Origin of the sequence: Devosia sp. Root685, assembly GCF_001427875.1 — a bacterium.
In the GTDB taxonomy this organism is placed as follows: domain Bacteria; phylum Pseudomonadota; class Alphaproteobacteria; order Rhizobiales; family Devosiaceae; genus Devosia.
Map to the genome: position 1 here is coordinate 147,297 of NZ_LMHK01000001.1, position 25,978 is coordinate 173,274.

24 protein-coding genes are annotated in these 25,978 nt (G+C 60.5%); 12 read left to right on the plus strand and 12 right to left on the minus strand.

Annotated features, from left to right (window positions below; genetic code table 11):
- Window positions 1-66: 66 nt before the first annotated feature.
- The 5 genes from ASD83_RS00715 to ASD83_RS00735 all read right to left on the minus strand — a co-directional run bounded on the left by ASD83_RS00715 (window position 67) and on the right by ASD83_RS00735 (window position 2,659).
- Window positions 67-486: a hypothetical protein gene (locus tag ASD83_RS00715; protein ID WP_156385667.1), complete on the minus strand. Its 420-nt coding sequence runs from the start codon at window positions 484-486 to the stop codon at window positions 67-69.
- 102 nt (window positions 487-588) lie between these two features.
- The gene (locus tag ASD83_RS00720; protein ID WP_056307001.1) at window positions 589-894 is read right to left on the minus strand and encodes an urease subunit beta; all 306 of its coding nucleotides are present in this window, start codon (window positions 892-894) and stop codon (window positions 589-591) included.
- A gap of 8 nt (window positions 895-902) precedes the next feature.
- On the minus strand, window positions 903-1,481 hold the full coding sequence (locus ASD83_RS00725) for a HupE/UreJ family protein (RefSeq protein ID WP_056307003.1): 579 nt from the start codon (window positions 1,479-1,481) through the stop codon (window positions 903-905).
- Between the two features lie 9 nt (window positions 1,482-1,490).
- A complete protein-coding gene (locus tag ASD83_RS00730; protein WP_056307006.1) occupies window positions 1,491-1,793 on the minus strand; it encodes an urease subunit gamma in 303 nt (100 codons plus the stop codon).
- 11 nt (window positions 1,794-1,804) lie between these two features.
- On the minus strand, window positions 1,805-2,659 hold the full coding sequence (locus ASD83_RS00735) for an urease accessory protein UreD (RefSeq protein ID WP_056307009.1): 855 nt from the start codon (window positions 2,657-2,659) through the stop codon (window positions 1,805-1,807).
- A gap of 77 nt (window positions 2,660-2,736) precedes the next feature.
- Between ASD83_RS00735 and ASD83_RS00740 the strand changes: the two genes are divergently transcribed.
- Window positions 2,737-3,072 (plus strand): hypothetical protein, encoded by a 336-nt coding sequence (locus ASD83_RS00740; protein ID WP_056307010.1) that lies wholly within the window; start codon window positions 2,737-2,739, stop codon window positions 3,070-3,072.
- A 54-nt stretch (window positions 3,073-3,126) separates the two neighbouring features.
- Here ASD83_RS00740 and urtE read toward each other — a convergent pair whose 3' ends face one another.
- The 5 genes from urtE to urtA form a co-directional block, all read right to left on the minus strand.
- Window positions 3,127-3,831, minus strand: coding sequence for an urea ABC transporter ATP-binding subunit UrtE (urtE, locus tag ASD83_RS00745; protein WP_056307013.1), 705 nt, complete (start codon window positions 3,829-3,831; stop codon window positions 3,127-3,129).
- The gene (gene urtD, locus ASD83_RS00750) at window positions 3,828-4,577 is read right to left on the minus strand and encodes an urea ABC transporter ATP-binding protein UrtD (RefSeq protein ID WP_056307015.1); all 750 of its coding nucleotides are present in this window, start codon (window positions 4,575-4,577) and stop codon (window positions 3,828-3,830) included. The genes urtE and urtD overlap by 4 nt, the downstream gene beginning before the upstream one ends.
- 4 nt (window positions 4,578-4,581) lie before the next feature.
- On the minus strand, window positions 4,582-5,781 hold the full coding sequence (gene urtC / locus ASD83_RS00755) for an urea ABC transporter permease subunit UrtC (RefSeq protein WP_082560888.1): 1,200 nt from the start codon (window positions 5,779-5,781) through the stop codon (window positions 4,582-4,584).
- A gap of 157 nt (window positions 5,782-5,938) precedes the next feature.
- Window positions 5,939-7,552: an urea ABC transporter permease subunit UrtB gene (urtB, locus tag ASD83_RS00760; protein WP_056307017.1), complete on the minus strand. Its 1,614-nt coding sequence runs from the start codon at window positions 7,550-7,552 to the stop codon at window positions 5,939-5,941.
- 211 nt (window positions 7,553-7,763) lie between these two features.
- The gene (urtA, locus tag ASD83_RS00765; RefSeq protein ID WP_056307019.1) at window positions 7,764-9,062 is read right to left on the minus strand and encodes an urea ABC transporter substrate-binding protein; all 1,299 of its coding nucleotides are present in this window, start codon (window positions 9,060-9,062) and stop codon (window positions 7,764-7,766) included.
- Window positions 9,063-9,300: 238 nt separating this feature from the next.
- Here urtA and ASD83_RS00770 point away from each other — a divergent pair, with 238 nt between their 5' ends.
- The 3 genes from ASD83_RS00770 to ASD83_RS00780 all read left to right on the plus strand — a co-directional run bounded on the left by ASD83_RS00770 (window position 9,301) and on the right by ASD83_RS00780 (window position 14,055).
- Window positions 9,301-12,675 (plus strand): ATP-binding protein, encoded by a 3,375-nt coding sequence (locus ASD83_RS00770; RefSeq protein ID WP_056309752.1) that lies wholly within the window; start codon window positions 9,301-9,303, stop codon window positions 12,673-12,675.
- On the plus strand, window positions 12,662-13,588 hold the full coding sequence (locus ASD83_RS00775) for a response regulator (RefSeq protein ID WP_056307021.1): 927 nt from the start codon (window positions 12,662-12,664) through the stop codon (window positions 13,586-13,588). The genes ASD83_RS00770 and ASD83_RS00775 overlap by 14 nt, the downstream gene beginning before the upstream one ends.
- Window positions 13,589-13,728: 140 nt before the next feature.
- Entirely contained in the window at window positions 13,729-14,055 is a 327-nt protein-coding gene (locus ASD83_RS00780; RefSeq protein WP_056307023.1) for a hypothetical protein, read from the plus strand.
- 100 nt (window positions 14,056-14,155) lie between these two features.
- Here the strand turns inward: ASD83_RS00780 and ASD83_RS00785 are convergent, their stop codons facing one another.
- Window positions 14,156-14,794 (minus strand): helix-turn-helix domain-containing protein, encoded by a 639-nt coding sequence (locus ASD83_RS00785; protein ID WP_056307025.1) that lies wholly within the window; start codon window positions 14,792-14,794, stop codon window positions 14,156-14,158.
- 198 nt (window positions 14,795-14,992) lie between these two features.
- On the opposite strand from ASD83_RS00785, the gene ASD83_RS00790 reads away from it, so the two are divergent.
- The 8 genes from ASD83_RS00790 to ettA all read left to right on the plus strand — a co-directional run bounded on the left by ASD83_RS00790 (window position 14,993) and on the right by ettA (window position 25,203).
- Window positions 14,993-16,153: a hypothetical protein gene (locus ASD83_RS00790; protein ID WP_156385668.1), complete on the plus strand. Its 1,161-nt coding sequence runs from the start codon at window positions 14,993-14,995 to the stop codon at window positions 16,151-16,153.
- A 350-nt stretch (window positions 16,154-16,503) separates the two neighbouring features.
- On the plus strand, window positions 16,504-17,274 hold the full coding sequence (locus ASD83_RS00795; protein WP_056307029.1) for a hypothetical protein: 771 nt from the start codon (window positions 16,504-16,506) through the stop codon (window positions 17,272-17,274).
- A 175-nt stretch (window positions 17,275-17,449) separates the two neighbouring features.
- On the plus strand, window positions 17,450-18,469 hold the full coding sequence (locus ASD83_RS00800) for an ABC transporter substrate-binding protein (RefSeq protein WP_056307031.1): 1,020 nt from the start codon (window positions 17,450-17,452) through the stop codon (window positions 18,467-18,469).
- Window positions 18,470-18,611: 142 nt separating this feature from the next.
- Complete coding sequence (locus ASD83_RS00805) at window positions 18,612-19,403, plus strand: ABC transporter ATP-binding protein (RefSeq protein ID WP_244489073.1); 792 nt, start codon at window positions 18,612-18,614, stop codon at window positions 19,401-19,403.
- Window positions 19,400-20,215 (plus strand): ABC transporter permease, encoded by an 816-nt coding sequence (locus tag ASD83_RS00810; protein ID WP_056307033.1) that lies wholly within the window; start codon window positions 19,400-19,402, stop codon window positions 20,213-20,215. The genes ASD83_RS00805 and ASD83_RS00810 overlap by 4 nt, the downstream gene beginning before the upstream one ends.
- A gap of 59 nt (window positions 20,216-20,274) precedes the next feature.
- The gene (gene ppk2 / locus ASD83_RS00815) at window positions 20,275-21,210 is read left to right on the plus strand and encodes a polyphosphate kinase 2 (RefSeq protein WP_056307034.1); all 936 of its coding nucleotides are present in this window, start codon (window positions 20,275-20,277) and stop codon (window positions 21,208-21,210) included.
- A gap of 69 nt (window positions 21,211-21,279) precedes the next feature.
- The gene (locus ASD83_RS00820) at window positions 21,280-23,451 is read left to right on the plus strand and encodes an FdhF/YdeP family oxidoreductase (protein WP_056307036.1); all 2,172 of its coding nucleotides are present in this window, start codon (window positions 21,280-21,282) and stop codon (window positions 23,449-23,451) included.
- A gap of 96 nt (window positions 23,452-23,547) precedes the next feature.
- A complete protein-coding gene (ettA, locus tag ASD83_RS00825; RefSeq protein ID WP_056307038.1) occupies window positions 23,548-25,203 on the plus strand; it encodes an energy-dependent translational throttle protein EttA in 1,656 nt (551 codons plus the stop codon).
- On the opposite strand, the gene ASD83_RS00830 is transcribed toward ettA, so the two are convergent.
- Window positions 25,204-25,926, minus strand: a complete 723-nt coding sequence (locus ASD83_RS00830; RefSeq protein WP_056307040.1) for a hypothetical protein — start codon at window positions 25,924-25,926, stop codon at window positions 25,204-25,206.
- Window positions 25,927-25,978: the final 52 nt, after the last annotated feature.

A 25,978-nucleotide genomic window follows, 5' to 3' on the forward strand; every position in this document is an offset into this window, starting at 1 on the left:
CGAAAAGCGCCCGGCCCGGGAGGGCCGTGCGTGCGGTCGCGCTGCGAGGATAGTTTTTAGGGGAGGCTAGTTGAGCTTGACGGGGTTCAGCGAGCGATAGACCGACACCGAATGGTCGATGAGGCTGTCGAGAATTTTCTCGCCCTGGGCCAGTTGCTGGTCGGCGCGCATGGTGCCCGATATCAGCGACATGGCGAGCGCCTGGATGGCATAGGCGTGCTTGGTCTTGCCCGCCTCGTGATATTCGTTGCCGCGCTGCTGGAAGACTTTGAGCAGGTCGTTGTAGACCTGCGGGGTGATCACCGACTTGGCGGAGGACCAAGATTTTTGCTGCAGGTTTCCGCAAAGGTCGCTGGCGAGATGGCCGATCAACGCCATGGCTTCGCCATCCTCGGCTGCCGTATCCTGCAGGTCGGTCAGCACGGCGACGAAGCGCTGCTTGAATTCGGCATTGCGGACTTCTGTGGTCGGGGCTTCGGCAGTCATGATCATCCAGGCAAAGGCAGTTCTCTGTGGCGGGGGTTAAACCACCATTTTGCTGCGATTGCCATGGCGTGAGCCAAGATTTGCCGAAGCGTGCCCTCATGGTCACAGCGATCCCATGACCTGCTGGCGGAAGCCGTAAACCTTGCGATCGCCACCAATGGGAATGAGACGCACTTCGCGGCTTTGGCCGGGCTCGAAGCGGACGGCGGTGCCGGCGGCGATATCGAGGCGCATGCCGCGTGCCTGTTCGCGATCAAAGCTCAGGCCGGCATTGGTTTCATAGAAGTGGTAGTGGGAGCCGACCTGGATCGGCCGGTCTCCCGTGTTGGCGACTTCGATGGTTATTTGGTCGAGCCCGACATTGAGCTCGATGGTGCCGGCGGCTGGAATGACTTGGCCCGGGATCATGGCTTGCCTCACGCGCCGAAGGCGAGCCAGAGGCCGCCGAGGGCGGTCGCGGCGCCGGCGATCCGGGAGAGGGCCTTGCCACCGAAACGGCCGAGAGCGAGGCCAAGGCCGATACCGACGGCGTGGAGGACGCCCGTCGCGATGATGAAGCCGATAGCAAATTGCCAGGCGCCGGCTTCGCCGAGTTCACCCCCATGGGCGTGGCCATGGAAGAAGGCAAAGAAGCCGACCATGGCGGCGACGGCACCGGTCGGTACGGGCAGGGCCAACGCGATGGCGATGCCGATGAAGATCACCGAGGCGAGGATGACCGGCTCGACGAAGGGCAAGGGTACGCCCGCAATGGCGGCGGCGAAGCCGACAGCCATGGTGCCGACAAAGGCGGCGGGGACGATCCAGACGGCGCGGCCGCCCTGCATGGCGGCCCAGAGACCGACGGCGACCATGGCGAGGATATGATCGAGGCCGAAGAGCGGGTGACTGAAGCCAGCGGCAAAGGAGCCGTGCTCGCTGGGGTCGAGATGGGCGAAGGCCGGCATGGTGGCGGCAGCGAGGATGGAAAGGGCGATCAGCGTGCGCTTGAACATGGTGCCTCCTTAGCGGATGGGTTGGTGGACGGTGACGAGTTTCGTCCCATCGGGGAAAGTGGCTTCGACCTGCACGTCGTGGATCATTTCGGCGATGCCTTCCATGACCTGCGCGCGGGTGACGACGTGGGCACCTGCCTCCATCAGCTCGGAGACGGGGCGGCCATCGCGAGCGCCTTCGACGACGAAATCGGTGATGAGGGCAATGGCCTCGGGGTGGTTGAGTTTGACGCCGCGTTCGAGACGTTTGCGTGCGACAATGGCGGCCATGGCGATGAGCAGCTTGTCTTTTTCGCGGGGGGTGAGGTTCATCGGCCGTTTTCCTAGAGATGCCACAGGCGCGGCAGGGAGCCAGCGCCGGTCAGTTCGATGAGAGTTGGAACCAGAAGTTTGCGCAGGGCAAGCCCGGTGCGCGCCATGGCCCGGATGACGAGGCGTTCGCCGTTGGCGCTGGCGGCGATCAGACCAGTGGCCGGATAAAGGGCGCGGACGCGGCCGAGGAGTTGCTCGGCTTTATCGGCGCTTGCGGCCACGTGGAGGATGGACGCAAAAGCGCGGCAACCGCGCAGGAGCGACAGGCCATCGCGCTCGCTGCCATCGCCGGTGAGGCGGGTTGCCTCGGCGTGGATGAGGCGGTCGCCGCGATAGATGCGCCAGGTGTCGGAGAATTGCGCGTCGCGCGCTTCTTCGCCCATGGCATCGCGCCCGAGCAGGACAGCCTCGAGGGCGGTCAACGTTGCGCCTTCCTCGAGGCGAATGGTCAGGCGGCGATCGAGCTTGCTGGCGGCAAAGAGAATGGTTTCCTGGGGGAGCCAATCGAGATGGGCGCCGGCGCCGACGGTAATGTCGGCTTCGACATGGGCCGTGTCGCCCGTCGAGCGATAGCTGCGCTCGCAAGCCTGGGTGGTGATAACGAGCCGGCCCGCGGGCGCAACGTCGGCGCCCCAGCGCAAATGGTCGCCGCCCGTAATGCCGCCCGCAGTATTGATAAAGACGGCTTCAAGTGCAGATGAATGGGTGCGCGGCAGGCGGATCTTGCCGCACCCTTCCTGGAAAAGCGTTTGGATACAGGTATTTCCGTCACGTTGCTTGGTGCTGATATGCGCGACACCCCGTGCTCGCTGCAGCGCAGGGCGAGGTGAAAACGCCTCCAAAACCGGCAAAACGGCGAAATTCATTGCAACGATCCTGCGATCATCTCGTTGTCTAGGCGAGCAAGCGCTCTTTCATAGAGAATTTTCAAGAGGTTATAGAAATGACCATCAAATCTGTTTTGTCTGTTGCTGCAATTACCGTCGCTCTGTCGGGTGCTGCCTTTGCACAGGGTATGACGATCAATGGTGCCGCCGTTTCCGAAACCGATATGCCGGCCGTTCAGGAACGCTGCGACATGCTGGCCACTGCCGATAGCACTCAGGCGCTTTCGACTGGTTCGGAAACCGATACCAACGATAACGCTTCGGCTGACGATGACAGCGCGACCACGGAAAAAACGCCGGGGGTCAACGAGAGCGCCAATGCAACGTCGACAATCGATCTTGAAACGATCGACCTGCAGGCTTGCGTCGATGGCGGCTTCGTCACTCAATAATCGGTCGCTTTCAGCGGCTAAGAAAGGCATCTGGCTTCGGTCAGGTGCCTTTTTTCATACCATAAGGTGCTTGCGCACGTCCGGCCGGTCGAGATCGCTCGCCGGGCCTTGGTGCATGATTTCGCCGCGGTCCATGACGTAGATATCGTCCGAGATTTCGCGGCAGAAATCGAGGAATTGCTCGACCAAGAGGATCGTCATGCCCTTTTCGTCGCGCAGGAATTGCAGGGCGCGGCCGATGTCCTTGATGATCGAGGGCTGGATACCTTCGGTTGGTTCATCGAGGACCAGAACTTTGGGTCGGGTGACCAGAGCGCGGCCGATTGCAAGCTGCTGCTGCTGGCCACCCGAGAGATCGCCGCCCCGCCGCCCAAGCATGGATTCTAGGACCGGGAACAGCTCGAAGATGTAATTGGGGATGTTTCTTTCGCTGCGCGCGAGCCCGGCATAGCCGGTTTCGAGGTTTTCCTTGACCGTCAGCAGCGGGAATATCTCGCGACCCTGCGGGACATAGCCGAGGCCCATACGCGCGCGCTTATAGGGTGGCGTTTTTTTGAGCACGTCGCTGCCAAAAGTTATGGCACCGGACGAGATGTGGTTGATGCCGGTGATGGCGCGAAGGGTCGAGGATTTGCCGACACCATTGCGGCCGAGCACGGCGGTGATTTTTCCGGGCTGGCAGTCGATAGAGACGCCCTTCAGCGCTTGTGCGGCGCCATAGTGGAGGTCGATGGAACTGATCGAGAGGGCTGCGGTCATCGTCCAAGGTACCTTTCGATCACGGCGGGATTGGCGCTGACCTGATCGAGGGTGCCTTCGGCTAGCACGGCGCCTTCGGCGAGGCACACGACGCGCGAACCCAGTTCGCGTACAAAGCTCATGTCGTGTTCGACGACGACGACAGATCGGGTCTGGGCGATTTCGCGTAGCAGTTTCGCAGTCTCCTCGGTCTCGCTGTCGGTCATGCCGGCGACGGGTTCATCGACGAGCAGGAGCTTGGGATCTTGTGCAAGCAGCATGCCAATTTCGAGCCATTGCTTTTGGCCATGGCTGAGATTGGCGGCGAACTCGTCCTTGCGGTGGAGAAGGCGGACGGTTTCGAGGATTTCGGTGATGCGCGCCACGTCGTCGTCGCTGGCGGTGTAAAAGAGCGTGGCGAAAATGCCGCGCGGCTTTTTCAGCGCCATTTCGAGATTGTCCCAGATCGTGTGGCTCTCAAAGACAGTCGGCTTCTGGAATTTGCGGCCGATGCCGAGATTGGCGATCGTGGCTTCGTCGAGCTTGGTGAGGTCTGTGCGGCCATCGAACATGACTTCGCCAGCATCGGGGCGGGTCTTGCCGGTGATGATGTCCATCATCGTGGTCTTGCCCGCGCCATTGGGGCCGATGATGGCCAGCATTTCGGTGGGGCGGACAATGATCGAGAGATTGTTGATGGCCCTAAAACCGTCGAAGGCGACGGACACGCCATTGAGGTAGAGCATCGTGTCTTGAACTTTGCTCATGGGTTTACTCCGCCGGCCGAGGTTGGGGATTGTCGAAAGTCGATGGATCTTCACCGCGCTCGATGTCGGCGGATTGGGCCGGGCTCGGCGTCGCCGGTTCTTCAACTTTCTTGCGGCGGGCGCCGAAGACTTGTTTCCAGAGGCCGACAATGCCTTTGGGGAGGAAGAGGGTGACGAAGATGAAGAGCGCGCCGAGAGCAAAGAGCCAGAACTCGGGGAGGGCGCTGGTGAACCAGGATTTGCCGAGATTGACGACGATGGCGCCGATGATGGGGCCGATCAGCGTGCCGCGGCCGCCGACGGCGGTCCAGATAACAACCTCGATGGAATTACCGGGCTCGAATTCGCCGGGATTGATGATGCCGACCTGTGGCACATAGAGCGCGCCGGCAATGCCCGCCATGATGGCCGATACGGTGAAGGCGAAGAGTTTTACGTATTCGACGCGGTAGCCAATGAAACGCGTGCGGCTTTCGGCGTCGCGGACGGCGACCATGACTTTTCCAAGCTTGGAATTGACGATCATCGAGCAGACGAGGACCGAGAGGGCAAGGGCGATGGCCGTTGAGGAGAAGAGGATGACGCGGGTGGTCTGGGCCTGGACGGGGGCGCCGAGGATGTCCTTGAAGTCGGTGAGGCCGTTATTGCCGCCAAAGCCCATGTCGTTGCGGAAGAAGGCGAGCAGCAGGGCGAAGGTCATCGCCTGGGTGATGATCGAGAGATAAACGCCGGTCACGCGGCTGCGGAACGCGAAGAAGCCGAAGATGAAGGCGAGGAGGCCGGGTACCACCACGACCATGGCCATGGCGAACCAGAAATTGTCGAAGCCGAGCCAGTACCAGGGCAGTTCCTTCCAATTGAGGAAGACCATGAAGTCGGGGAGCGTCGGATTGCCATAGACGCCGCGCGTGCCGATCTGGCGCATGAGATACATACCCATGGCATAGCCGCCGAGCGCGAAGAAGGCGCTGTGGCCGAGCGAAAGAATGCCGCAATAGCCCCAGACGAGATCGAGTGCCAAGGCGAGGATCGCGTAGCTGAGATATTTGCCGAGCAGCGAGACGAGGTAGGTCGGGACGTGGCCGAATTGGCCCGGGGGGATCAGGAGATTTGCCACGGGCACGTAGACGGCTACGGCGAGGAAAATGCCGATGACCCAGACGGCCTTCTTATCGAGCGCGCGGAACAGGGCTTGGGTCAGCATGGGCAGGCTCCAGTCTTGGGAAGAATCCCCCTCATCCGGCGCTGCGCGCCACCTTCTCCCCAAGAGGGAGAAGAATAAGAGGTGGGCACCATTCCTCTCCCACTTGGGGAGAGGGTGGATCGGGCGCAGCCCGAGACGGGTGAGGGGGCATTCACCATCATTGTTCGATCGCCCTTCCCTTGAGGGCGAACAGCCCTCTTGGACGGCGCTGGATGAAGAGGATGATCAGCACCAGGATCAGGATCTTGCCCAGAACCGCCCCGGCATAGGGTTCGAGGAATTTGTTGGCGATGCCGAGCGTCAGGGCGCCGACGAAGGTGCCCCAGAGATTGCCGACGCCGCCGAAGACCACGACCATAAAACTGTCGATGATGTAGTTCTGGCCGAGGTTGGGGGAGATGTTGTCGATCTGGGTGAGCGCAACACCGGCAAGGCCGGCAATGCCGGAGCCGAGGCCGAAGGTCATGGCGTCGACAAAGGGGGTGCGGATGCCCATGGCGGAGGCCATGCGGCGGTTTTGGGTGACGGCGCGCATCTGGAGGCCAAGCGGGGTGCGGTTGAGGATCAGCAGGAGCATGAAGAAGACGATCAGTGCGAAGATGACGATCCAGAAGCGGTTGTAGGTGATGGCGAGGCCGAAGAAGTCGGTGGAGCCCGACATCCAGGTGGGGGCGATGACCATCTGGTTGGTGGGGCCGAAAATCGAGCGCACGGTTTGTTGCAGGATGAGCGACAAGCCCCAGGTGGCGAGGAGGGTTTCGAGGGGGCGGCCATAGAGCCAGCGGATGATGCCGCGCTCGATGCCGACACCGATGGCGCCCGTGACGAGGAATGCGACGGGCAGGGCGATGAGCAGGGAATAATCGAGCAGGCCCGGGAAGCTCTGCCGGATGACGAGTTGCGTGAGGAAGGTTGTGTAGGCGCCGAGCATGACCATTTCGCCGTGGGCCATGTTGATGACGCCCATGACGCCGAAGGTGATGGCAAGGCCAATGGCGGCGAGGAGGAGAACCGAGCCGAGCGAGACGCCGAACCAGACGTTTTGTAGCGCACCCCAGACGGCGCGGCCCTGTTCGAGGCCGGAAATGGCGGATTGGATGGTTGGTTTTACGGGGTCGGGGGCGGAGGCGAGGGCGCCGGTGAGGATGGTGATGGCGTTGCGGCTGGCGCCGGCGACGATCTGCGGCACGGCGGCGGTTTTGTCCTCGACGCTGGCGTCTTCGCTGCCGAGAACGGTCACGGCGCGGGCGGTCTGCATGGCGCTCAAGACGGTCGCGTCGGTTTCGGCTGAGATAGCCTCGTCGAGCAAGGGCAGGTTGGCGGCGTCGGGCTTGGCAAGGAAGCCCTGGGCGGCGGCGAGGCGCGTGCGGGGATTGTCGCTCATCAGCGTCATACCGGCGAGGGCGGCGGAAATATCGCGCCGGAGGCTGTTGTTGACGCGGATGCGGGAAAGGTCAGCTTCGGCGCCGAGATCGACGGTTTCGCCGGTCAGCGGATCGGTGACGGTGGAACCGGTCTGGATGAGGACGCGACCGGAGGTTTTGTCGGCATAAAGATTGCCATCGGCGAGGGCGGTGAGGACGGGGACGACGCTGTTGTCGCCGGTAGAGGCGAGATCGACGACGATCTGGGTGAGTTCCTTGAGGCTTGCCTCGCCCATGGCGGCGATCTGGGCCGGGATGTCCACGGCGGTGTCTTGTGCGCGAGCGATTTGGGCGGGGAGGAGAAGCGACAGGGTGAGCAGCGCCAGGCGGAGAAGGTGAGTCAGCATCGCTTGGGAAGTCCTTGTCGTTCTTTGGGAATTGGAGGGAGTAGTGATTGCCGCCACCCCCTCCCATCCTCCCCCATCAAGGGGGAGGTGCTGTATCGAGTTTGGGGCAGGTTGCTTGCCCAATACGCTGGCCCGACACCTCCCCCTTGATGGGGGAGGCTGGGAGGGGGTGATTGGCGGGGGCAGTTTATGCCGAGCCCGCCGTGGCCCCTTACTGCGCAGCGGCGCCGCAGGTTTTGGTTTCGGTGTTGTAATTGCCGCAGTTGATTGGGGCGGTCCAATCGGCTTCGAGCATCTTGGATTCCGGCAGGTAGTCGGACCATGCGTCGCCGGGGACGAGGTCTTCGGTTTCCCAGACCACGAAGAACTGGCCGTCATCCTGGATTTCGCCGATCAGCACGGGCTTGGTGATGTGGTGGTTAGGGAGCATTTTGGCGACGCCGCCGGTCAGGTTCGGGGTTTCGAGGCCGACGATGGAGTCGATCACGGCGTCGGCTTCGGTCGAGCCGGCAGCTTCCACGGCCTTCACCCAGAGGTTGAAGCCGATCATGTGGGCTTCCATCGGGTCATTGGTGACGCGCGTGTCGGAGCCGATGAATTTTTGCCAATCGGCGATGAAAGCAGCGTTTTCGGGGGTATCGACCGACATGAAGTAGTTCCAGGCGGCGAGGTGGCCCACGAGCGGGGTGGTGTCGAAGCCGGAGAGTTCTTCTTCGCCGACCGAGAAGGCGACGACCGGGATGTCTTCGGCCTTGATGCCCTGGTTGCCCAGTTCACGATAGAACGGCACGTTGGCGTCGCCGTTGATGGTCGAAACCACGGCGGTCTTCTTGCCGGCCGAACCAAAAGCCTTGATGTCGGAGACGATGGTCTGCCAATCGGAATGACCGAAGGGCGTGTAGTTGATCATGATGTCTTCTTTGGCGACGCCCTTGTCGAGCAGGTACTGCTCGAGAATCTTGTTGGTCGTCTGCGGATAGACATAGTCGGTGCCGGCGAGGACCCAGCGCTCGACGCCTTCTTCATTGGCGAGGTAGTCGACGGCCGGGATGGCCTGTTGGTTCGGGGAGGCGCCGGTGTAGAAGACGTTGCGCTGGGATTCTTCGCCTTCGTACTGGACGGGGTAGAAGAGCAGCGAATTCAGTTCTTCAAAGACCGGCAGCACGGACTTGCGGCAGACCGAGGTCCAGCAGCCGAAAACCACGTCGACGTCATCGACTTCGATCAACTGGCGGGCGAGTTCGGCGGCCAGCGGCCAATCGGAGGCAATGTCGACCACGACGGGTTCGAGCTTTTTGCCGAGAACGCCGCCCTTGGCGTTTTGCTGTTCGATCAGGAACAGCATGGTGTCCTTGAGGGTGGTTTCCGAAATCGCCATCGTGCCCGAGAGCGAATGGAGGATACCGACCTTGATGGTGTCGTCCTGCGCCATGGCCGGAACCATGGGCAGGGTAAGGCTGCCGGCGAGAGCCGCAGCGAGCAGGGCGCTTTTGGCGCGCGAGAAGTTCATGTGTTCGTCCCTCTAGTTTGTTTGACCCCAGGAGACAGCCAAGGGAGGCGCCTCGATGGGGGCACCTGAGACGATTTTTTTGCCTCCCCCTATACGTCGATTGACGTAACTGGCTGAGGGGCAGATTCCGCCTGCCGCCGGAAGCACCTGAAAAACCGCGTGATTTTACGAAAATCCATGCTAAGACTGGCATGGCGAAAATTTGTGCAGCGCGACGGATTGGTTAAGGCTTGAGCGGATAATGGCGCGGCAACGGATCATTCCCATCAGGCGTGAATACAATCGCTGGGTCGCCAATCAGACGCTGGAAGACTATGCGCTGCGCTTTACGGCCAAGTCGGCGCGGCGCTTTTCCAATGACCGAATCTCGCAGACGGCGATCGGCGCGATCTCGTTTCTGGCGCTCGAAGCGATCGGCGGGGCGATCACGCTCAGCTATGGGACCACCAATGCACTGATCGCCATTCTCGTCGCGTCCATCGCCATTCTGCTCGTCGGTGTACCGATTTCACGCTACGCGACGCGGCACGGGGTGGACGTCGATCTGCTGACGCGGGGCGCTAGTTTTGGCTATATTGGCTCAACGGTGACCTCGCTGATCTATGCGAGTTTCACCTTCATCCTCTTCGCCATCGAAGCTTCGATCATGTCGAGCGCGCTGCAGCTGGCGTTCGGCATTCCGCTCTGGATAGGCCACATCATTTCGGCGCTGATCGTCATTCCGCTGGTGACGCATGGCATAAGGATGATTTCGAGCTTTCAGATGCTGACGCAGCCGATTTGGCTGGTGCTCAATATTTTGCCGTTCTTCTTCATCGCCTTTCTCGATTGGGAAAAGTTTGACCTGTGGCGGGCCTTTGCCGGGCTGGGGCAGCCGGAGGGCGCGGCGGGGACGATATCGCCGTTCGATGTGGCCAAGTTCGGCGCGGCTTCGGCGGTGATCCTGGCGCTGATGACGCAGATCGGCGAGCAGGTCGATTTTCTGCGGTTTTTGCCGGCGGAAGGCGCGCCGAAGTGGCGGCATAAGGTCGGGATTTTTCTGGCTGGGGCGGGCTGGGTTGTCGTCGGCGCGCCGAAGTTGATTGCGGGGTCGTTCCTCGCCTATCTGGCGCTGTCGGCGGGTGTTTCGCCCGAGCATGCGTCAGAGCCGGGTTACATGTATGCCGTGGCCTTTGGCTACATGATCCCCAATGAGTTCATCGCCCTGATGCTGATGGCCGTTTTCGTGGTGGTCAGCCAGCTCAAGATCAATGTGATGAACGCCTATGCGGGATCGCTGGCCTGGTCGAATTTCTTCTCGCGGCTGACCCATAGCCATCCGGGGCGGGTTGTCTGGCTGCTGTTCAATGTTGCCATTGCGCTGCTGCTGATGGAGCTTGGCATCTATCGGCTGCTCGAAGAGACGCTCGGCATCTTTTCCATTATCGCCATGGCCTGGCTGTGTTCTATCTCGGCTGATCTCTTCGTCAACAAGCCGCTGGGCCTGTCGCCGCCGGGGATCGAGTTCAAGCGGGCGCATCTTTATGATATCAACCCGGTCGGTGTCGGCTCGATGCTGCTCTCGGTGATCATTGCGCTGGCGGCGCATTTTGGCGCCTTTGGCGAAATGGCGGCGGCGTTGGCGCCCTATATCGCGTTGGTTGTCTGTTTCATCGCTTCGCCTGCCATCGCATGGGTGACCAAGGGCAAATATTACCTCGCGCGGAAACCGCGAAAGCAGTGGCAGTTGCGGACCTCACTGACGTGTTCGATCTGCGAGCATCCGTTCGAGCCCGAGGACATGGCCTGGTGCCCGGCCTATGCGGCGCCGATTTGTTCGCTCTGCTGTTCGCTCGATGCGCGATGCCATGATATGTGCAAGCCGCATGCGCATTTCCGGGCCCAGACGCATGCGGTGGCGTCGAGTATCCTGCCGCAATGGGCCATCGCCAAATTGCAGACCCGGCTTGGGCGCTATGGCATGTCCATGGGTATCGCGACGGCGATCCTCGGGGGGATTCTGGGGCTCATCTATTATTTCGCCAGCCAATCGGCGCCGCACACGGCCGATGTGGTGGGCGGAACCTTGCTCGTCGTGTTCTTTGTCTTTGCGGTGGCCGCGGGGATCATGACGTGGTTCCTCGTTTTGGCGCATGACAGCCGGCTGGTGGCCGAGGAGGAGAGCACGCGGCAAAATACGTTGCTGCTCAAGGAAATCGACGCGCACGGCAATACCGACGCTGAATTGCAGCGCGCCAAGGAAAAGGCCGAGGCGGCGAACCAGGCCAAGAGCCGCTATGTCGTCGGCCTCAGCCACGAATTGCGCACGCCGCTCAATGCCGTGATGGGTTATGCGCAAATCCTCGAGCGCGATCCGGACGTGCCGGAAAATCGCCGCGGCTCGGTGCAGGTGATCCGCCGGAGCGCGGAGCATCTTTCGGGGCTGATTGATGGTCTGCTCGATATTTCCAAGATTGAGGCAGGGCGGTTGCACGTCTATTCCAACGAGATCAACATCCAGGATTTCCTCGATCAGATCGTTGATATGTTCAGGCTGCAGGCCGGCGCCAAGGGGCTCGAATTCCGACACTCGCGCGCCAAGGCGCTGCCGATCTATGTGCGGACGGACGAGAAGCGGTTGCGGCAGATTTTGGTCAATCTGCTCTCCAATGCGATCAAGTTCACCGAGGCGGGTCATGTGAGTTTCGATGTCGGCTACCGCATGCAGGTGGCGACGTTTGCGATCACCGACACGGGTAGCGGCATTTCGGCTGGCGATCTCGACCACATCTATGAGCCCTTCGTGCGCGGGGAGGCGGAGCACAATCGCTTCACGCCGGGGCTGGGGCTGGGGCTGACGATCACGAAGCTTCTTACGGAAACGCTGGGCGGGGAAATTACCGTCACGAGCGAGGTGGGCGCTGGAACGCGATTCACCGCGCGGCTCATGCTGTCGAAGGTCGAGCGGCCGGTCGAGCGCCGCGTCGATCCGCGCCGCATCGTCGGCTATGCGGGGCCGAGCCGGACGCTAATGGTGGTCGATGACAATCAGGATCATCGCGGACTGATGCGCGAAATGCTGGCGCCGCTTGGTTTTATTATTCTGACCGCGGGAGATGGTCCGACGTGCCTCGATCTCGTGGCCGCGGCAAAGCCTGACATGTTCTTTGTCGATATTCGTATGCCGGGTATGAGCGGGTGGGATCTGGTTGCGGCCTTGCGCGATTGCGGCGTTGCCGAACCGATCGTGATGCTCTCGGCCAATATCGGGGATGGGGCGGGGCCAGCGAGCCGCGATGCCGGGCATAGCGATACCCTCGCCAAGCCTTTTGAACTATCGCAACTGCTCGACAAGCTATCGGCGCACCTGGCGCTCGAATGGACTTATGCCGAGGCTGCTGCCACCAGGTCTGCCCCAAAGAAAAAGCTGCGCTCGCCCGGCGTCGAGCACTTGCGCGAATTGGCCAATCTGGGGCAAATCGGCCATATCAGGGGGATCCAGGCGAAATTGACCGAGCTGGCCGGTAATCCGGACAATGAGCCTTTGGTGACCGCATTGCGCGGGCATATGGAAAGCTTCGATTTCGATTCCTATGCCGAACTCATCGAGCGGGTCAGCCATGAGCCGGATTGAAAGGGATCAAGACATCGTCCTCCTCGTGGACGACTCTCCGGAGTCGCTGGGCTTTCTCACCCTGGCGCTGGAGCAGGCTGGCGTAACGGTGCTGGTGGCGCGGAGCGGCGAGGCGGCGCTCAATATAGTGCAGCGCGTGGTGCCCGATGTGGTGCTGATGGATGCCGTGATGCCCGGCCTCGATGGTTTCGAGACGTGCCGACAGCTCAAAGCCATGGCGCCGCTGACGCATGTGCCTGTCATCTTCATGACCGGGCTGACCGAGACCGAGCACATTGTCCATGCGCTCGAAAGCGGCGGGGTCGACTATCTCTCAAAACCCATCAATGTCGATGAACTGCGGGCGCGCATTCGCGTGCACCTCGCCAATGCGCGGCGGGCGCAGAGTGCCCGGATCGCGCTCGATGCGGCGGGGCGGCACCTGGTAGCCTTCGGCGCTGATGCCGCGGTGCTGTGGTCGACGCCGCAGGCCAATAAATTGCTCGAACGCTCAAGCGTGGATGCCGGAAGGCAGGCCGAGATGTCAGGCGGGTTCTCGCGCTGGCGCCTCGACCATGCCGATGCGGCGCCGGGCAGCGGGTTTGAGCTGAACTTGCTGGGTACGCCGGGGCTGCAATTCGCGTTTCTCGGCGTTGTCGGTGGCGATGAATATCTCTTTCGTCTGACCGGCGCGCAGCAAGAAGGGCAGGAGGATAATCTCCGCCAGCACTTTGGCCTGACCCAGCGCGAGAGCGAAGTCTTGCTCTGGATCGCGCGCGGCAAATCCAATCGCGATATCGGGGATATCCTGGGCCTCAGTCCGCGCACTGTGAACAAGCACCTCGAACAGGTCTATGCCAAACTCGGCGTCGAGAACCGCGCCTCGGCTGCCATCAAGGCCATTCAGGCGATGCAAGCGAGCTTCGAGCTTTAGGACATTCCCTTACTTGGAGGCCCTAAACGCGCCTAGTGCGCATGAAACGCATATTATCGGCCTCGGCGATTGCCCGGAACAGCTCCCTCGGGTTTTCTCGTGAGTGTCAAAACCGACATGTTTTCAAGGGAGTAACGTGTATGAAAACCGCAATCGCACTTTCCGTCGTGGCTGCCATGGCGATGACTTCGGGCGCTCATGCTGGCGGATTCTTCGCCAAGCGCACCAACAATGTCCTCAGCAACATCACCGGCCTCGTTTCCACGGTGGCTGATGTCGTCGATGTGGGCAATATCAACGTTCTCAACGGCAATACCGTCGCTGTCGGCAACAATAGCAGCATTCTTTCGGGCATCCTGAGCGGCAACAACACCGCCAACGGCACGTCCATTCTCAATGGTGTGTTGAACGGCAGTGGCATTCTGGGCATCGGTGGCCAGAACCAGACCAAGAAATACGGCTGGTAGCTCCTGCGGCGGGGAGTTGCCTCCAACCCGCCACGGACGCCAAGACCCGCGCCGGAGCCCCCCGGCGCGGGTTCTTTATGTCCTGCGAAGCGGCAGTGGCTCAGGATGCGGGAGCCAGTTGCCGCCAGAGGGTGAGGGAATGGCGCTCCCCTTCATCGGGCGTCAGCCTGATCTCTTCGAACCGGATTTCCTTACCTTCGAGACCAGTCGCCTCGCGAAAGCTCGGCTCCACGAGGCAAAGGCGGGTGCCGACGACGGTGTGGATGGTCTTGGTAATGATGGCGCACCAATCGCGGCCATTCTCCACGAAGGGAATGGTGATCTTGAGGCTGACGACGCCCGCCGGCCGCGCCAGCACTTCGCAGAAGCGGGCATGGGCCGGCGCGAAGGCGGGGTTTTTCAGCGGATCGATCACCCAGCCGAAGCGCTCGAGCGGGCCGGGCGAGAGTTTGAGCGGCTTGCTGCGGGCGATGATGGTGTGGGTGGCATCCATCAGCAGCAGGTTCTGATGCGACTCTTCCACGAAGTAGCGCAGGGCGACGAGCGGATCGGCCTCGGGGCCCCAGATCAGGCGGCGGATGGCTTCGATATTGTAGGGGCGGGGCGCATCCCGGCCGCTTTCCCAACGGCTGACCTGGCTCTGAGTGACGCCGAGGCTTTTGGCGACGGCATCCTGTTGCAGGCGGGCACGGATGCGCCAATTGCGCAGGGCGGTGCAAAGTTCACTCGGTTTTGGCATGGCCAGCTCCTTTTGAGTGGAGCCAAAATCCCGGAGCGGGGCTGAAGATCATAGTTAACAGACTACTTACAGCGCCGACTTCCCGCGTTAACGCTTAATCTCAACGCTGTTTGGGCGCGTAAATATACTGATCTTCTACGTGAAATGTTGGTTACTGAACCATGAGCATTCTTGTCTCGGGCTCTGCCGGAGGTTGAGATGCGATGGTTTTCTTGCGTTGCGGTGTGGGTATTCGGTGCTTCCGCAGTCGTTGGTGAGGATGCTTTTGCGCTCAAGAGCACTGTCGAGACGGGCTGGACCAGCAATGCGACGGAAACGACCGACGGACCGTCCGACCTCTTTGTCGAGCACGAGCATGAATTGTCCCTGACCGGCGCCATCGGCGCTTTGTCACTGCGAGGGACGCTGCTGTTCGAGCAGACGCGCTTTGCCACCATCTCAGTCGAAGATGATATGTCGGCCGCAGCGGGGGTGGAGGCCACTTTGGAGCTCGACAAGGGCATGGCGCTGCGCGCCGGCTATGCGGTGACGCGCGACTGGATTGGCGAGGGGCTGCCGCTGGACGGCACGCTGATCGGCATTGCCGGCGGAAAGGTGACCCATGAAACCATGCTGGAACTGGCGGTCGCGGGGGCCGACCAGCAGGTCAGCATGACGGTGAATGGTAGTTGGCGCTACCCCGAGAAGTCGGTGATTTCCGGGCTGCCCATCGTGCTCCCGCCGGTTCGGCTCGACCCTGAAGTGGGCGTCGTCGGGGTGGGGGTGAACTGGGAGAAAGCTGTCAGCAGCACCATGGCCGTGCTCGGCCGGCTCAAGGGTGATTTTTCCAATGTTCCCGAAGATGACCAGATCGACTATGTCCGCCTGCCGGGAACGGCGGGGACTGCCGCTGGCGGCATTCGCGCTAAAGAGGGTAATCTTTTCGTCGAGTTTCTGGCCGGAGCCACGATGGTTTGGCCATTGATCGATCCGGCACTGCGGGAGGTTCTGCCCTATCTGGCGATGCAGTCCGAAATTGCCTTGAGCGAGCGGTGGAGTGTGGCCTTGCGGGCCGAGAAAAGGGTCGAGCTGGATGATCCGCTTGATCCGGTCGCCAGCGGCGTGAGCGAGGTCGAGCTTTCGGCGCGATATCGCATGACGGATGCCATTTCGCTTTCGGCTGCCATCAGCCGCAGTGACGAGGCGGGGATTTTCGATCCCAGCCAGACCCGCCAGGTTCAGTCCGCCAGCCTGCGCCTCGACTATGTCATCGCAGATCAGGCGAGCCTGTCACTGGCCGCCTTGCGGAAATGGGTGGAGGCGTCAGATGGCGACTATGCTGTTGACCGCTACACCCTTGCCATCAATACGCAATTTTAGTGCCGTTGCCGATGTGAACGGCTTTTGGGGAACTCCTGCGGAAATGGGTCGTTGTGCAGACGAACCACAGTTTTGCTGTGGTAAGCCACGCGGCGGTCCCGGGAGGGAATCAGCCCGATAAGTCGGCGGTGGCAGGAAGGCTGACGCTCCTTTGCTGTAGCCCCGATGGGGCGCGGAACTTCGGTTCCGCGCCTTTTTTGTTTGTGGTGACAATTGGTTAATTTGCGTCAAGATTTATGTATTGATCAATTTTTTACCAGTTCACGAAACCGTCAATCTGAATTGAAACTCAAGGCTGCTTTCGACCGTCACTCCATTGCGGCAATTTGTCGCATAGATGGAGATGAGTTATGAAAAGAAAATTGCTTTCTATTCTTCCTCTGGTCTTTATCGCAAGCGTTGCTGCGCCCGCTCAGGCGCAGAACCTGCTTGGAATCATCGGCGGAAGTGGCGAGGAGGCTTTGATCACCCTTGGTTCGGGTGATGCCTCGAATTCGGGCCTGGTCAATATCGGGCTCGGCGGTGAAAACCAGCTGGTCGATGCACAGATCGGCGGCAGCTCGAATCTCGCCAATGCCACGGTCGGCGCTGGCGGCGGCAGTGTGCTGGATGCCAATGTCGGCCTGCTCAACGGGACCGTCGGCGTTGATGCCACCGTGGGCGGCGGCAGTCTTGCCAATGTCGGCGTGACGATCGGCCGACCCGGCACGCCGGGAAATCCTGGGAACCCGGGCAACCCTGGAAACCCTGGTAATCCAGGCAATCCCGGTAATCCCGGCAATCCTGGTGGCCCCGGTGTGTTCTCGGCCTCCAATGGTGGCGGGGCTCCGTCCTGCGCTGGTGTCAACCCGCGCGAGGTGGAGCGCTTGATCCAGGGAACGCAGATCAGCGGAGCATGGCAGCGCGCCAGCAATGTCCAGATCCGTCGCCTCGATCTCTGCCCGGAACTGCGGACCTGGCTGGCGGCTGCGCTGTCCAATTCGGGCTTGGGCAATTCGCTGCGTTCGGCAATCAATGGCGATAGTCTGCTGAGCGCGTCGATCGAGCGGTCTTCCTATAGTTCGAACCGTGTCTTTGCGGTCCAGCAGCGCGGCAATCAGTTGACGGTCTTCGTCTACTAAAGCCCGGAGGCTAGCTTGCACCTCGTTTAAGCAAGCTTTGGCCCCAATATCGCGGCATGTCGCCTATAATTTAGGCGACATGCCAAAATGACCTCTTAATGATCAGTTTTTGCTTGCGTCCCGAAAAAGGCTGCGCTTGTCTTGGCGTCGCAATTCATTTTTGGGGACATTATTCATGCTAAACCGCAGGCATTTCACTGCCGCCATCCTGCTGGGTTCGCTGGCTTTTGCCGCGCCGGCACTGGCGCAGACCGATATCAAGCTTACGCTCGACTGGCGCTTCGAGGGGCCTGCGGCTGGTTTCCTTCTCGCCGCAGACAAGGGCTATTTCGCCGAAGAGGGGCTCAACGTCACTATCGACACCGGCAACGGCTCGGTGGAGGCGATCCCGCGCGTGGCGACCGGCGCCTATCAGTTCGGTTTTGGCGATATCAACTCGCTGATCAAGTTCCTCGACGAAGACAATACCCAACCGGTCAAGGCCATCATGATGGTCTATGATAAGCCGGTGTTTTCGGTCATCGGGCGCAAGTCGCTTGGCATCACCGACGATCCGAAATCGCTTGAAGGCAAGAAGCTCGGTGCGCCGCCGCCGGATGGTGCATTCGCCCAGTGGCCGGCATTTGTGGAAGCCGCTGGTATCGACACTTCGGGCATCACGCTCGAATCCATCGGCTTTCCGGTGCGTGAGCCCATGCTGGCTTCGGGCGATGTCGATGGCGTCTTCGGCTTTGCCTTCTCGGTGATCCTCAATCTCAAGGCCAATGGCGTGCCGGATGATGATATCGCCACCATTCTCTTCGCCGATCATGGTCTCAACCTTTATGGCAATGCCATCATGGTCAACGAGGCTTTTGCCGATGAAAACCCCGAGGCGGTGAAGGGTTTTCTCCGCGCCCTCGCCAAGGGTTTTGCTGATGCGGTCAGCGATCCGGCTGCCGGCGCTGCTGCGGTCCTCGCCCGCAACGAAACGCTCAATATCGATACCGAAACCGAGCGCCTGACCATGGCGAACGAGATGAACATCAAGACGCCCTATGTCATCGAAAACGGCTTTGGCGGCGTCGATGAGGCGCGCCTCGCCGCCTCCATCGAAACCCTGAAAATCTCGATGGGCCTCAAGGGTAACGTGACGGCTGCCGATATTTTCGACGCGCAATATCTCGCGCCTGCCGCAGAACGCATGCTGCCTTAGGGGACAAGTTCGCGATTTTCCCTAACGGGAAAACGCGGAAATCTCGGGCGATAAGGGCGCCCGGGTTATCCGCCCCGAACCGTTCTTCCGAGGGAACGGGAATGGTTTGGGGCGGACCTTCTTTCTTTGCTGGGGTTTGGGCATGGCATCACCGCTGGTTTCCATCGAAAATGTCGACATGCGTTATGGTGGGCCGAGCGGCACGCTGGCCGTGAGCGGGCTCAATCTCAAAATCAATCGCGGCGAGTTCGTTGCCGTGGTGGGGCCTTCGGGCTGCGGAAAATCCACGCTGATGAAGCTGACGACGGGGCTCCATATCCCGCAGACCGGTGCTGTCATCGTTGCCAATCAACAGGTGACGAAGCCCGTTTCCATCGTGGGTATGGCATTCCAGAACCCGACCATGCTGCCCTGGCGGACGACGCTCGAAAATATTCTCCTGCCGCTGGAGATCGTTGAAAGGCACCGGCACCGTTTGCGGGCTCATAAGGCGGAATATGTCGCCAAGGCCGAGAAGCTTCTGGAGACGGTGGGACTGAAAGGCTTTGGCGATAAATTTCCCTGGCAACTCTCCGGCGGTATGCAGCAGCGCGCCAATCTTTGCCGGGCGCTGATCCACGAGCCGGAACTGCTGATGCTCGACGAGCCGTTTGGGGCGCTCGACGCCTTCACCCGGGAAGAACTCTGGTGCGTCATCCGCGATCTGCATGCGAGCCAGGATGTCACCATCGTTCTGGTAACGCATGATCTGCGCGAAAGCGTGTTTCTCGCCGACAAGGTGGTGGTGATGTCGGCGCGGCCGGGCAGGGTGGTTGCCGAGCATGACGTGCCGTTCGAACGGCCACGGCAGCTCGAATTGCTCTATGAGCCAGCGTTCAACGAAATGGTGCAGAAGCTGCACGGGGAAATCGCCACCGCGAGGGCTGCCGCATGACGACGCTCGATACGTCAACGCCTGTCGCGGTGCCGCCAAAGCCGGCCTTTACGGTCAATTGGGTCCGGCTCGCGCCGTTTCTTTATACCATTGGCCTGTTCGTCATCTGGGAAATTGGTGTCCGTATTTCCGGCTTGCCGCATACCATCCTGCCGACGCCGACGCGGGTCTTCGAAGCGATCATTCAGTACTGGTCGCCCATCTGGAAGAATTCGCTTCAGACGCTCTATACGACTGTGCTCGGTTTCCTCATCGCCGTCGTCGCGGGGCTTGGTATTGGCCTCTTCATCGGCTGGTCCAAAACCATCTATGCCGGGCTTTATCCGATCATGGTCGGTTTCAACGCTGTGCCCAAGGTCGCGCTGGTGCCCATCCTTGTCATCTGGTTCGGCATTGGCACCGTGCCGGCGGTGCTGACGGCGTTCCTGATTTCGTTCTTCCCTATCGTCGTGAACGTCGCGACGGGCCTTGCGACCATCGAGCCGGAAACCGAGGACGTTTTGCGCGCGCTTGGGGCCAAGAAGATGGACATCATGCTCAAGGTGGGCATTCCGCGCTCGATGCCCTATTTCTTCGGCTCGCTGAAGGTGTCGATCACGCTGGCCTTTGTCGGCTCGGTGGTGAGCGAAACGGTGGCCTCCAATTCCGGCCTCGGCAATATGATGGCTTCGGCACAGTCCAACTTCAACGTGCCGCTAGTGTTCGCGGGCCTCCTGATGTTGGCCTTCGAAGGCATCGTCATGTACGCGCTGATGGCCTGGTTCGAGCAGCGCATGACCGGTTGGGCGCATCGCAGCACCATGGCTAACTAAGACTGTCACAAAAGTGCAATCCTGGTGTGGCCAATGGTGCCGCACCCGGAGGGCTTGCCGTGAACGACTTCGACCAAAACGCGCGCTTTGAACAATTCGAGGCGGAACTGAACCGCATTCGCGAAGAGATTACCGACAGTTTTGACGAAGAACTGGAGCTGCAATTCGAGGACGATCAGCTCGAAGCGCTGGCCGAAGAGGGCGAGCGGGAAGGGCGGGAGTCAATCGACCGCAATGTCTATTTTCGCGAACTCTTCCGCCTGCAGCACGAACTCGTGCGACTACAGGACTGGATTGTCCATAATAAACTGAAGGTTGCAGTGGTTTTCGAAGGCCGCGATTCCGCCGGCAAGGGTGGGGCCATCAAGCGCATCACCCAGCGGCTCAATCCGCGCGTCTGCCGTGTCGTCGCCTTGCCTGCCCCTTCTGACCGCGAAAAGACCCAGTGGTATTTTCAGCGCTATGTGCCCCATCTGCCGGCGGCGGGCGAAATGGTGCTGTTCGATCGCTCCTGGTACAATCGGGCCGGCGTCGAGCGCGTGATGGGGTTTTGCTCGCCCGACGAGCTGGAAGAATTCTTCCGCACGGTTCCGGAATTTGAAAAAATGCTGGTTCGCTCGGGCATTATCCTCATCAAATTCTGGTTCTCGATCACCAATGAAGAGCAGGAATTTCGCTTCCGCATGCGCATTCAGGACCCTCTGAAGCAGTGGAAACTGTCGCCCATGGACATGGAAAGCCGCAGGCACTGGGAAGATTATACCAAGGCCAAGGAAGACATGCTGGCGCGCACGCATATCACCGACTCGCCCTGGTGGGTGGTGCAGGCCGACGACAAGAAGCGGGCGCGGCTCAACTGCATCGCGCATCTCCTCGCCGCCATTCCCTATGACGAAGTGCCCAAGCCCGAAGTCGTGCTGCCGGAGCGCATCCGCCACCCCGATTACCATCGCGGGCCTGTGCCACAGGAGATGTATGTGAAGGCGGTCTATTGACCGGCTTCTAGGCTTGCCTGCGCCGCGTCATGAGCCGACAATGACAGCGCAGCAAGTCGGAGTTTGGCCTTGGCCGATACCAGTAACATCGTGGGCGGCGGCCCCAAGAAAGTGCTCTATACCCTTGCCACCATCGGCAAGATGGGCGTGGGCAAGGCCGCCAAGGCGCTGACGGCCAAGAATACCTGCAAGGCCTGTGCCTATGGCATGGGCGGCCAGCATGGCGGCATGACCAATGAACTCGATGAGTTTCCCTCGGTCTGCAACAAATCGGTGCAGGCGCAGTCGACCGATATCCAGCCGCCGATTCCCGAGCCGATCTTCGAGCACACCATTGCCGAATTGAGCGAGCTTTCGGGCCGCGAAATGGAGCGGCTGGGCCGCCTCGGCACACCGCTCTTCCGCCGGGCCGGTTCGGATCGCTTCGAGCCGCTCGATTGGGACACTGCGCTCGATCATGCCGCGCATAGGCTGGCTGAGACCGATCCGCGCCGGAGCTTTTTCTATTCGTCGGGGCGTTCTTCGAACGAGGCGGGGTTCCTGTTCCAGTTGCTGGCCCGGGCCTATGGCACCAACAACGTCAACAACTGCTCCTATTATTGCCATCAGGCGACGAGCGAGGGCCTGGCCACGACCATCGGCAAGGGCACGGCAACCGTCGAGCTTGAAGACCTGACCGGGGCCGACCTGATCTTCGTCATCGGCGCTAATCCCTCGTCCAACCATCCGCGCTTCATTCACATGCTGAAAAACTGCCGCGAGCGGGGCGGACAGGTGATCGTCATCAACCCGGCCAAGGAACCGGGGCTGGTCAAGTTCGCGGTGCCGAAATCGCCGCTGTCCATGCTCAAGGGCGGTAGCGATATTGCCTCGGACTATCTGCAGCCGCGGATCGGCTCTGATATCGCCGTGTTCAAGGGTCTTGCAAAAGCGGTGCTGGAGCAGGGGACCGAGGACCGCGCCTTCATCGCCGCTTATGGCGCCGATTTCGAGGCTTTCCGTAACGATCTTGATACGCTTGGCTGGGGTGAAATCACCGAGGCCTGTGGTCTGTCGCGCGAGGAGATTTCGCGCGTGGCGGAGGCTTATGGGCGCTCACAGCACGCGGTTTTTGCCTGGGGCATGGGCATGACGCACCATGTGCACGGCACGGCAAATGTCGAAGCCATTGCCAATCTGGCGCTGGTGCGCGGCATGATCGGCAAGCGTTTTTCCGGGCTCCTGCCACTGCGGGGGCATTCCAATGTGCAGGGCATAGGCACAATCGGGGTCAAGCCGGTGCTGGCGCGCGATGTGCTCAAACGCATGGAAGAAGTTTTTGGGGTTACTTTTCCGGAAGAGAAGGGCCTCGACACCATGGCCTGCCTCAAGCGGGCCGAGGCGGGTGAGATCGATGCCGCCGTTATCATGGGCGGCAATCTCTGGGCGGCGACGCCCGATACGGCATTTTCGAGCCGCGCCATGGGCGCCATTGGCTTCAAGCTTTTCCTGACGACGACGCTCAACCAGGGCCACGTGCATGGCCTCGGCGATGACGAGGTTCTCATTCTCCCGGTCACGGCGCGCGACGAAGAATGGGAGCCGACGACGCAGGAATCGATGTTCAACTTCGTCCGGCTGTCCGATGGCGGTATCGAGCGCATTTCCACAGTGCGGCCGGAAAGCTGGATCCTCGGGCAGATCGGCAAGCGCGTGCTGCCAGACTCGCCCGTGGATTTTGACGCCTTTTCCGGCCATGCGAAATTGCGCGATGCGATTGCCGCCATCGTGCCGGGCATGGAGGAACTGGCCGATATCGATGTCGCCAAGCGCGAATTCCATATCCGCAATCGCGTGCTGCATGTGCCCGAATTCGGCACGCTGGACGGCAAGGCGCATTTCGTCGTTACGCCGATCCCGAGCCTTGAAAAAGGTAAGCTCATGCTCGCTTCGGTGCGCAGCGAAGGGCAGTTCAACTCCATCATCTATGAAGAAACCGACAGCTATCGCGGCAAGGCGGGGCGCTATTCGATTTTCCTCAGCGCGGCCGACATGGCCGAACGCGGCCTGAGCGAAGGGCAGCGGGTTCGCGTGCGCTCGGCGGTCGGCGAGATGGAGGGCGTTGCGACGAGCTTCGACCTCCCGTCCGGCTCGGTGCTTGCCTATTATCCGGAGGCCAATGTGCTGATCCCAACCGAAGTTGATCCGCGCAGCAAGACGCCGGCGTTCAAGTCGGTGCCGGTGGACGTGGCTGCGGCATAGTTGCTCTTGGCGACGGCTTTGCCCCCGTTGCCCCGGCCTGCGCCATGGCCTACATAGGCGCCAACTCACGAAACCCGTCGAAGAGGTCTCTCGCCCATGGCGCGCCAGTTCATTTATCACATGCACGGAATGTCGAAGTCCTATGCGGGCGGCAAGAAGGTGCTGGATAACATCCATCTGTCCTTCTATCCCGACGCCAAGATCGGCGTGCTCGGCCCCAATGGCTCCGGTAAATCGACGCTGCTGAAAATCATGGCCGGCATCGACACCGAATTTCAGGGCGAAGCCTGGGCCGACAAGGGCGCCAAGGTCGGCTACCTGAGCCAGGAACCGGAACTGGATCCGGCGCTGAACGTCCTCGGCAACGTTATGACCGGCGTCAAAGAGAAGAAGGCCATCATCGATCGTTACAACGAGTTGATGATGGAATATTCGGACGAGACCGCCGACGAAGCCAGCAAGCTGCAGGATCAGATCGACGCGGAAAACCTGTGGGATCTGGAATCACAGGTCGAAGTGGCCATGGAAGCGCTTGGCTGCCCTCCGGGCGATGCGGATGTGTCCAAGCTTTCGGGTGGCGAGCGCCGTCGTGTCGCGCTCTGCGCACTGCTGTTGTCCAAGCCCGACCTGTTGCTGCTCGACGAACCGACCAACCATCTCGACGCCGAAACCACGGCCTGGCTCGAACGGCACCTCCGCGAATTCGCCGGCGCCGTGCTGATCATCACCCACGATCGCTACTTCCTCGACAATGTGACGGGGTGGATTCTCGAGCTCGATCGCGGTCGCGGCGTCGCCTATGAAGGCAATTATTCCGCCTATCTCGGCGCCAAGGCCAAGCGCTTTGCCCAGGAAAAGAGCGAAGACGCGGCGCGCGCCAAGGTGCTGGAGCGCGAAAAGGAATGGATGGGTCAGTCTCCCCAGGCGCGCCAGTCCAAGTCCAAGGCGCGTCTCAAGGCCTATGACGAACTGGTCAAGATCAACGACGCTCGCACGCAATCGACGACGGCGCAGATCATCATTCCGCCCGGCGAACGTCTCGGCCACAATGTCATCGACGTTGAAGGGCTTTCAAAATCGTTTGGCGATCGTCTCCTCATCGACAATCTCACCTTCAAGCTGCCGCCGGGCGGCATTGTGGGCATTATCGGCCCCAATGGCGCGGGCAAGACGACGCTGTTCAAGATGCTGACGGGTCAGGAAAAGCCCGATAGCGGCTCGGTCACCGTCGCTGAAAACGTGCATCTCGGATATGTCGATCAGAGCCGCGATAGCCTCAACCCCAACAAGACCGTTTGGGAAGAAATCTCGGAAGGCGATGAAGTCCTGCTGCTCGGCAAGCGCGAAATGAACTCGCGCGCCTATACCTCCACCTTCAACTTCAAGGGTGGCGATCAGCAGCAGAAGGTCGGCAATCTCTCGGGCGGCCAGCGCAACCGCGTGCACCTCGCCAAGATGCTCAAGAGCGGCGCCAACGTGCTGCTCCTTGACGAACCAACCAACGATCTCGACACCGAAACCCTCGCCGCTTTGGAAGAAGCACTCGAGGAATTCGCCGGCTGCGCCGTGATCATCAGCCACGATCGTATGTTCCTCGATCGTCTGGCCACCCACATGCTGGCCTTCGAAGGCGACAGCCACGTGGAATGGTTCGAAGGCAATTTTCAGGACTACGAAGCGGATAAGGTGCGTCGTCTTGGAGCGGATGCGGTCAATCCGAAGCGCGCGACGTATAAGCCGCTGACGCGATAATCATTTTCCGGCGACGAGGCCTACCGAGCCTGCCAAAGTCGACATAGTACTCGCGACACTCCAGTCGCGGGTACTAAACATTACGCCCATGTTTGAGAATAATGTGAGGGCGCCGGCTATTCTATTTGATTGAAGGACGTAGTCCCAAGCGCTTGTGCCTTCCGGTGGGCGCAATGATCTCGCCTCTCGTATGATTTTTCCGCTGGCCAGAGGCAATTTTCCGGCTCTCGCCAATTCAATTTCTTTTTTGTTTTGCCTCAAGTACCGTTCGAGCAAGTCTATTATATGCGGAGAGACACCGATCGCGCTCCAGACCCGCTGTTCCATCCTGACGAAATGCTCGAAGTCGATTGGTCTTAGGTCGGGCAGGTGAGGTCTTTCGAAGACTAGTCGGACCAAAAACTGATGATAGTGATTGCTCGACATTATTCGTGAGGCACCCCGCCTCGCGCGGCCTTCCAAATAGATGTGCCTAGCGGCTTCTCGATTGCCTTGGCTTAGATTTTCTACCAATGCCGCTGCGTTCCAAAACTCCTTGCTCTCAAGTTTGTGGTTTATTGCGACCGTTAGTTCCTGCGCCTCTTCATGGGACAAACCTACCGCGTTCTCGATGTTTCCTTGAACTACCGATGCCTCGTCGAGCAACTTCTCAAGTAGAAGTAGTAAACGTTTGTCGTTTGAGGACAGGTCGATCTTTGGTGCGCTTATTGGCTTTCTGTGCAATCGTATGTCCTCATTTTACTTTACAAGAGCAGAATTTGCACGGGCCGCAAAG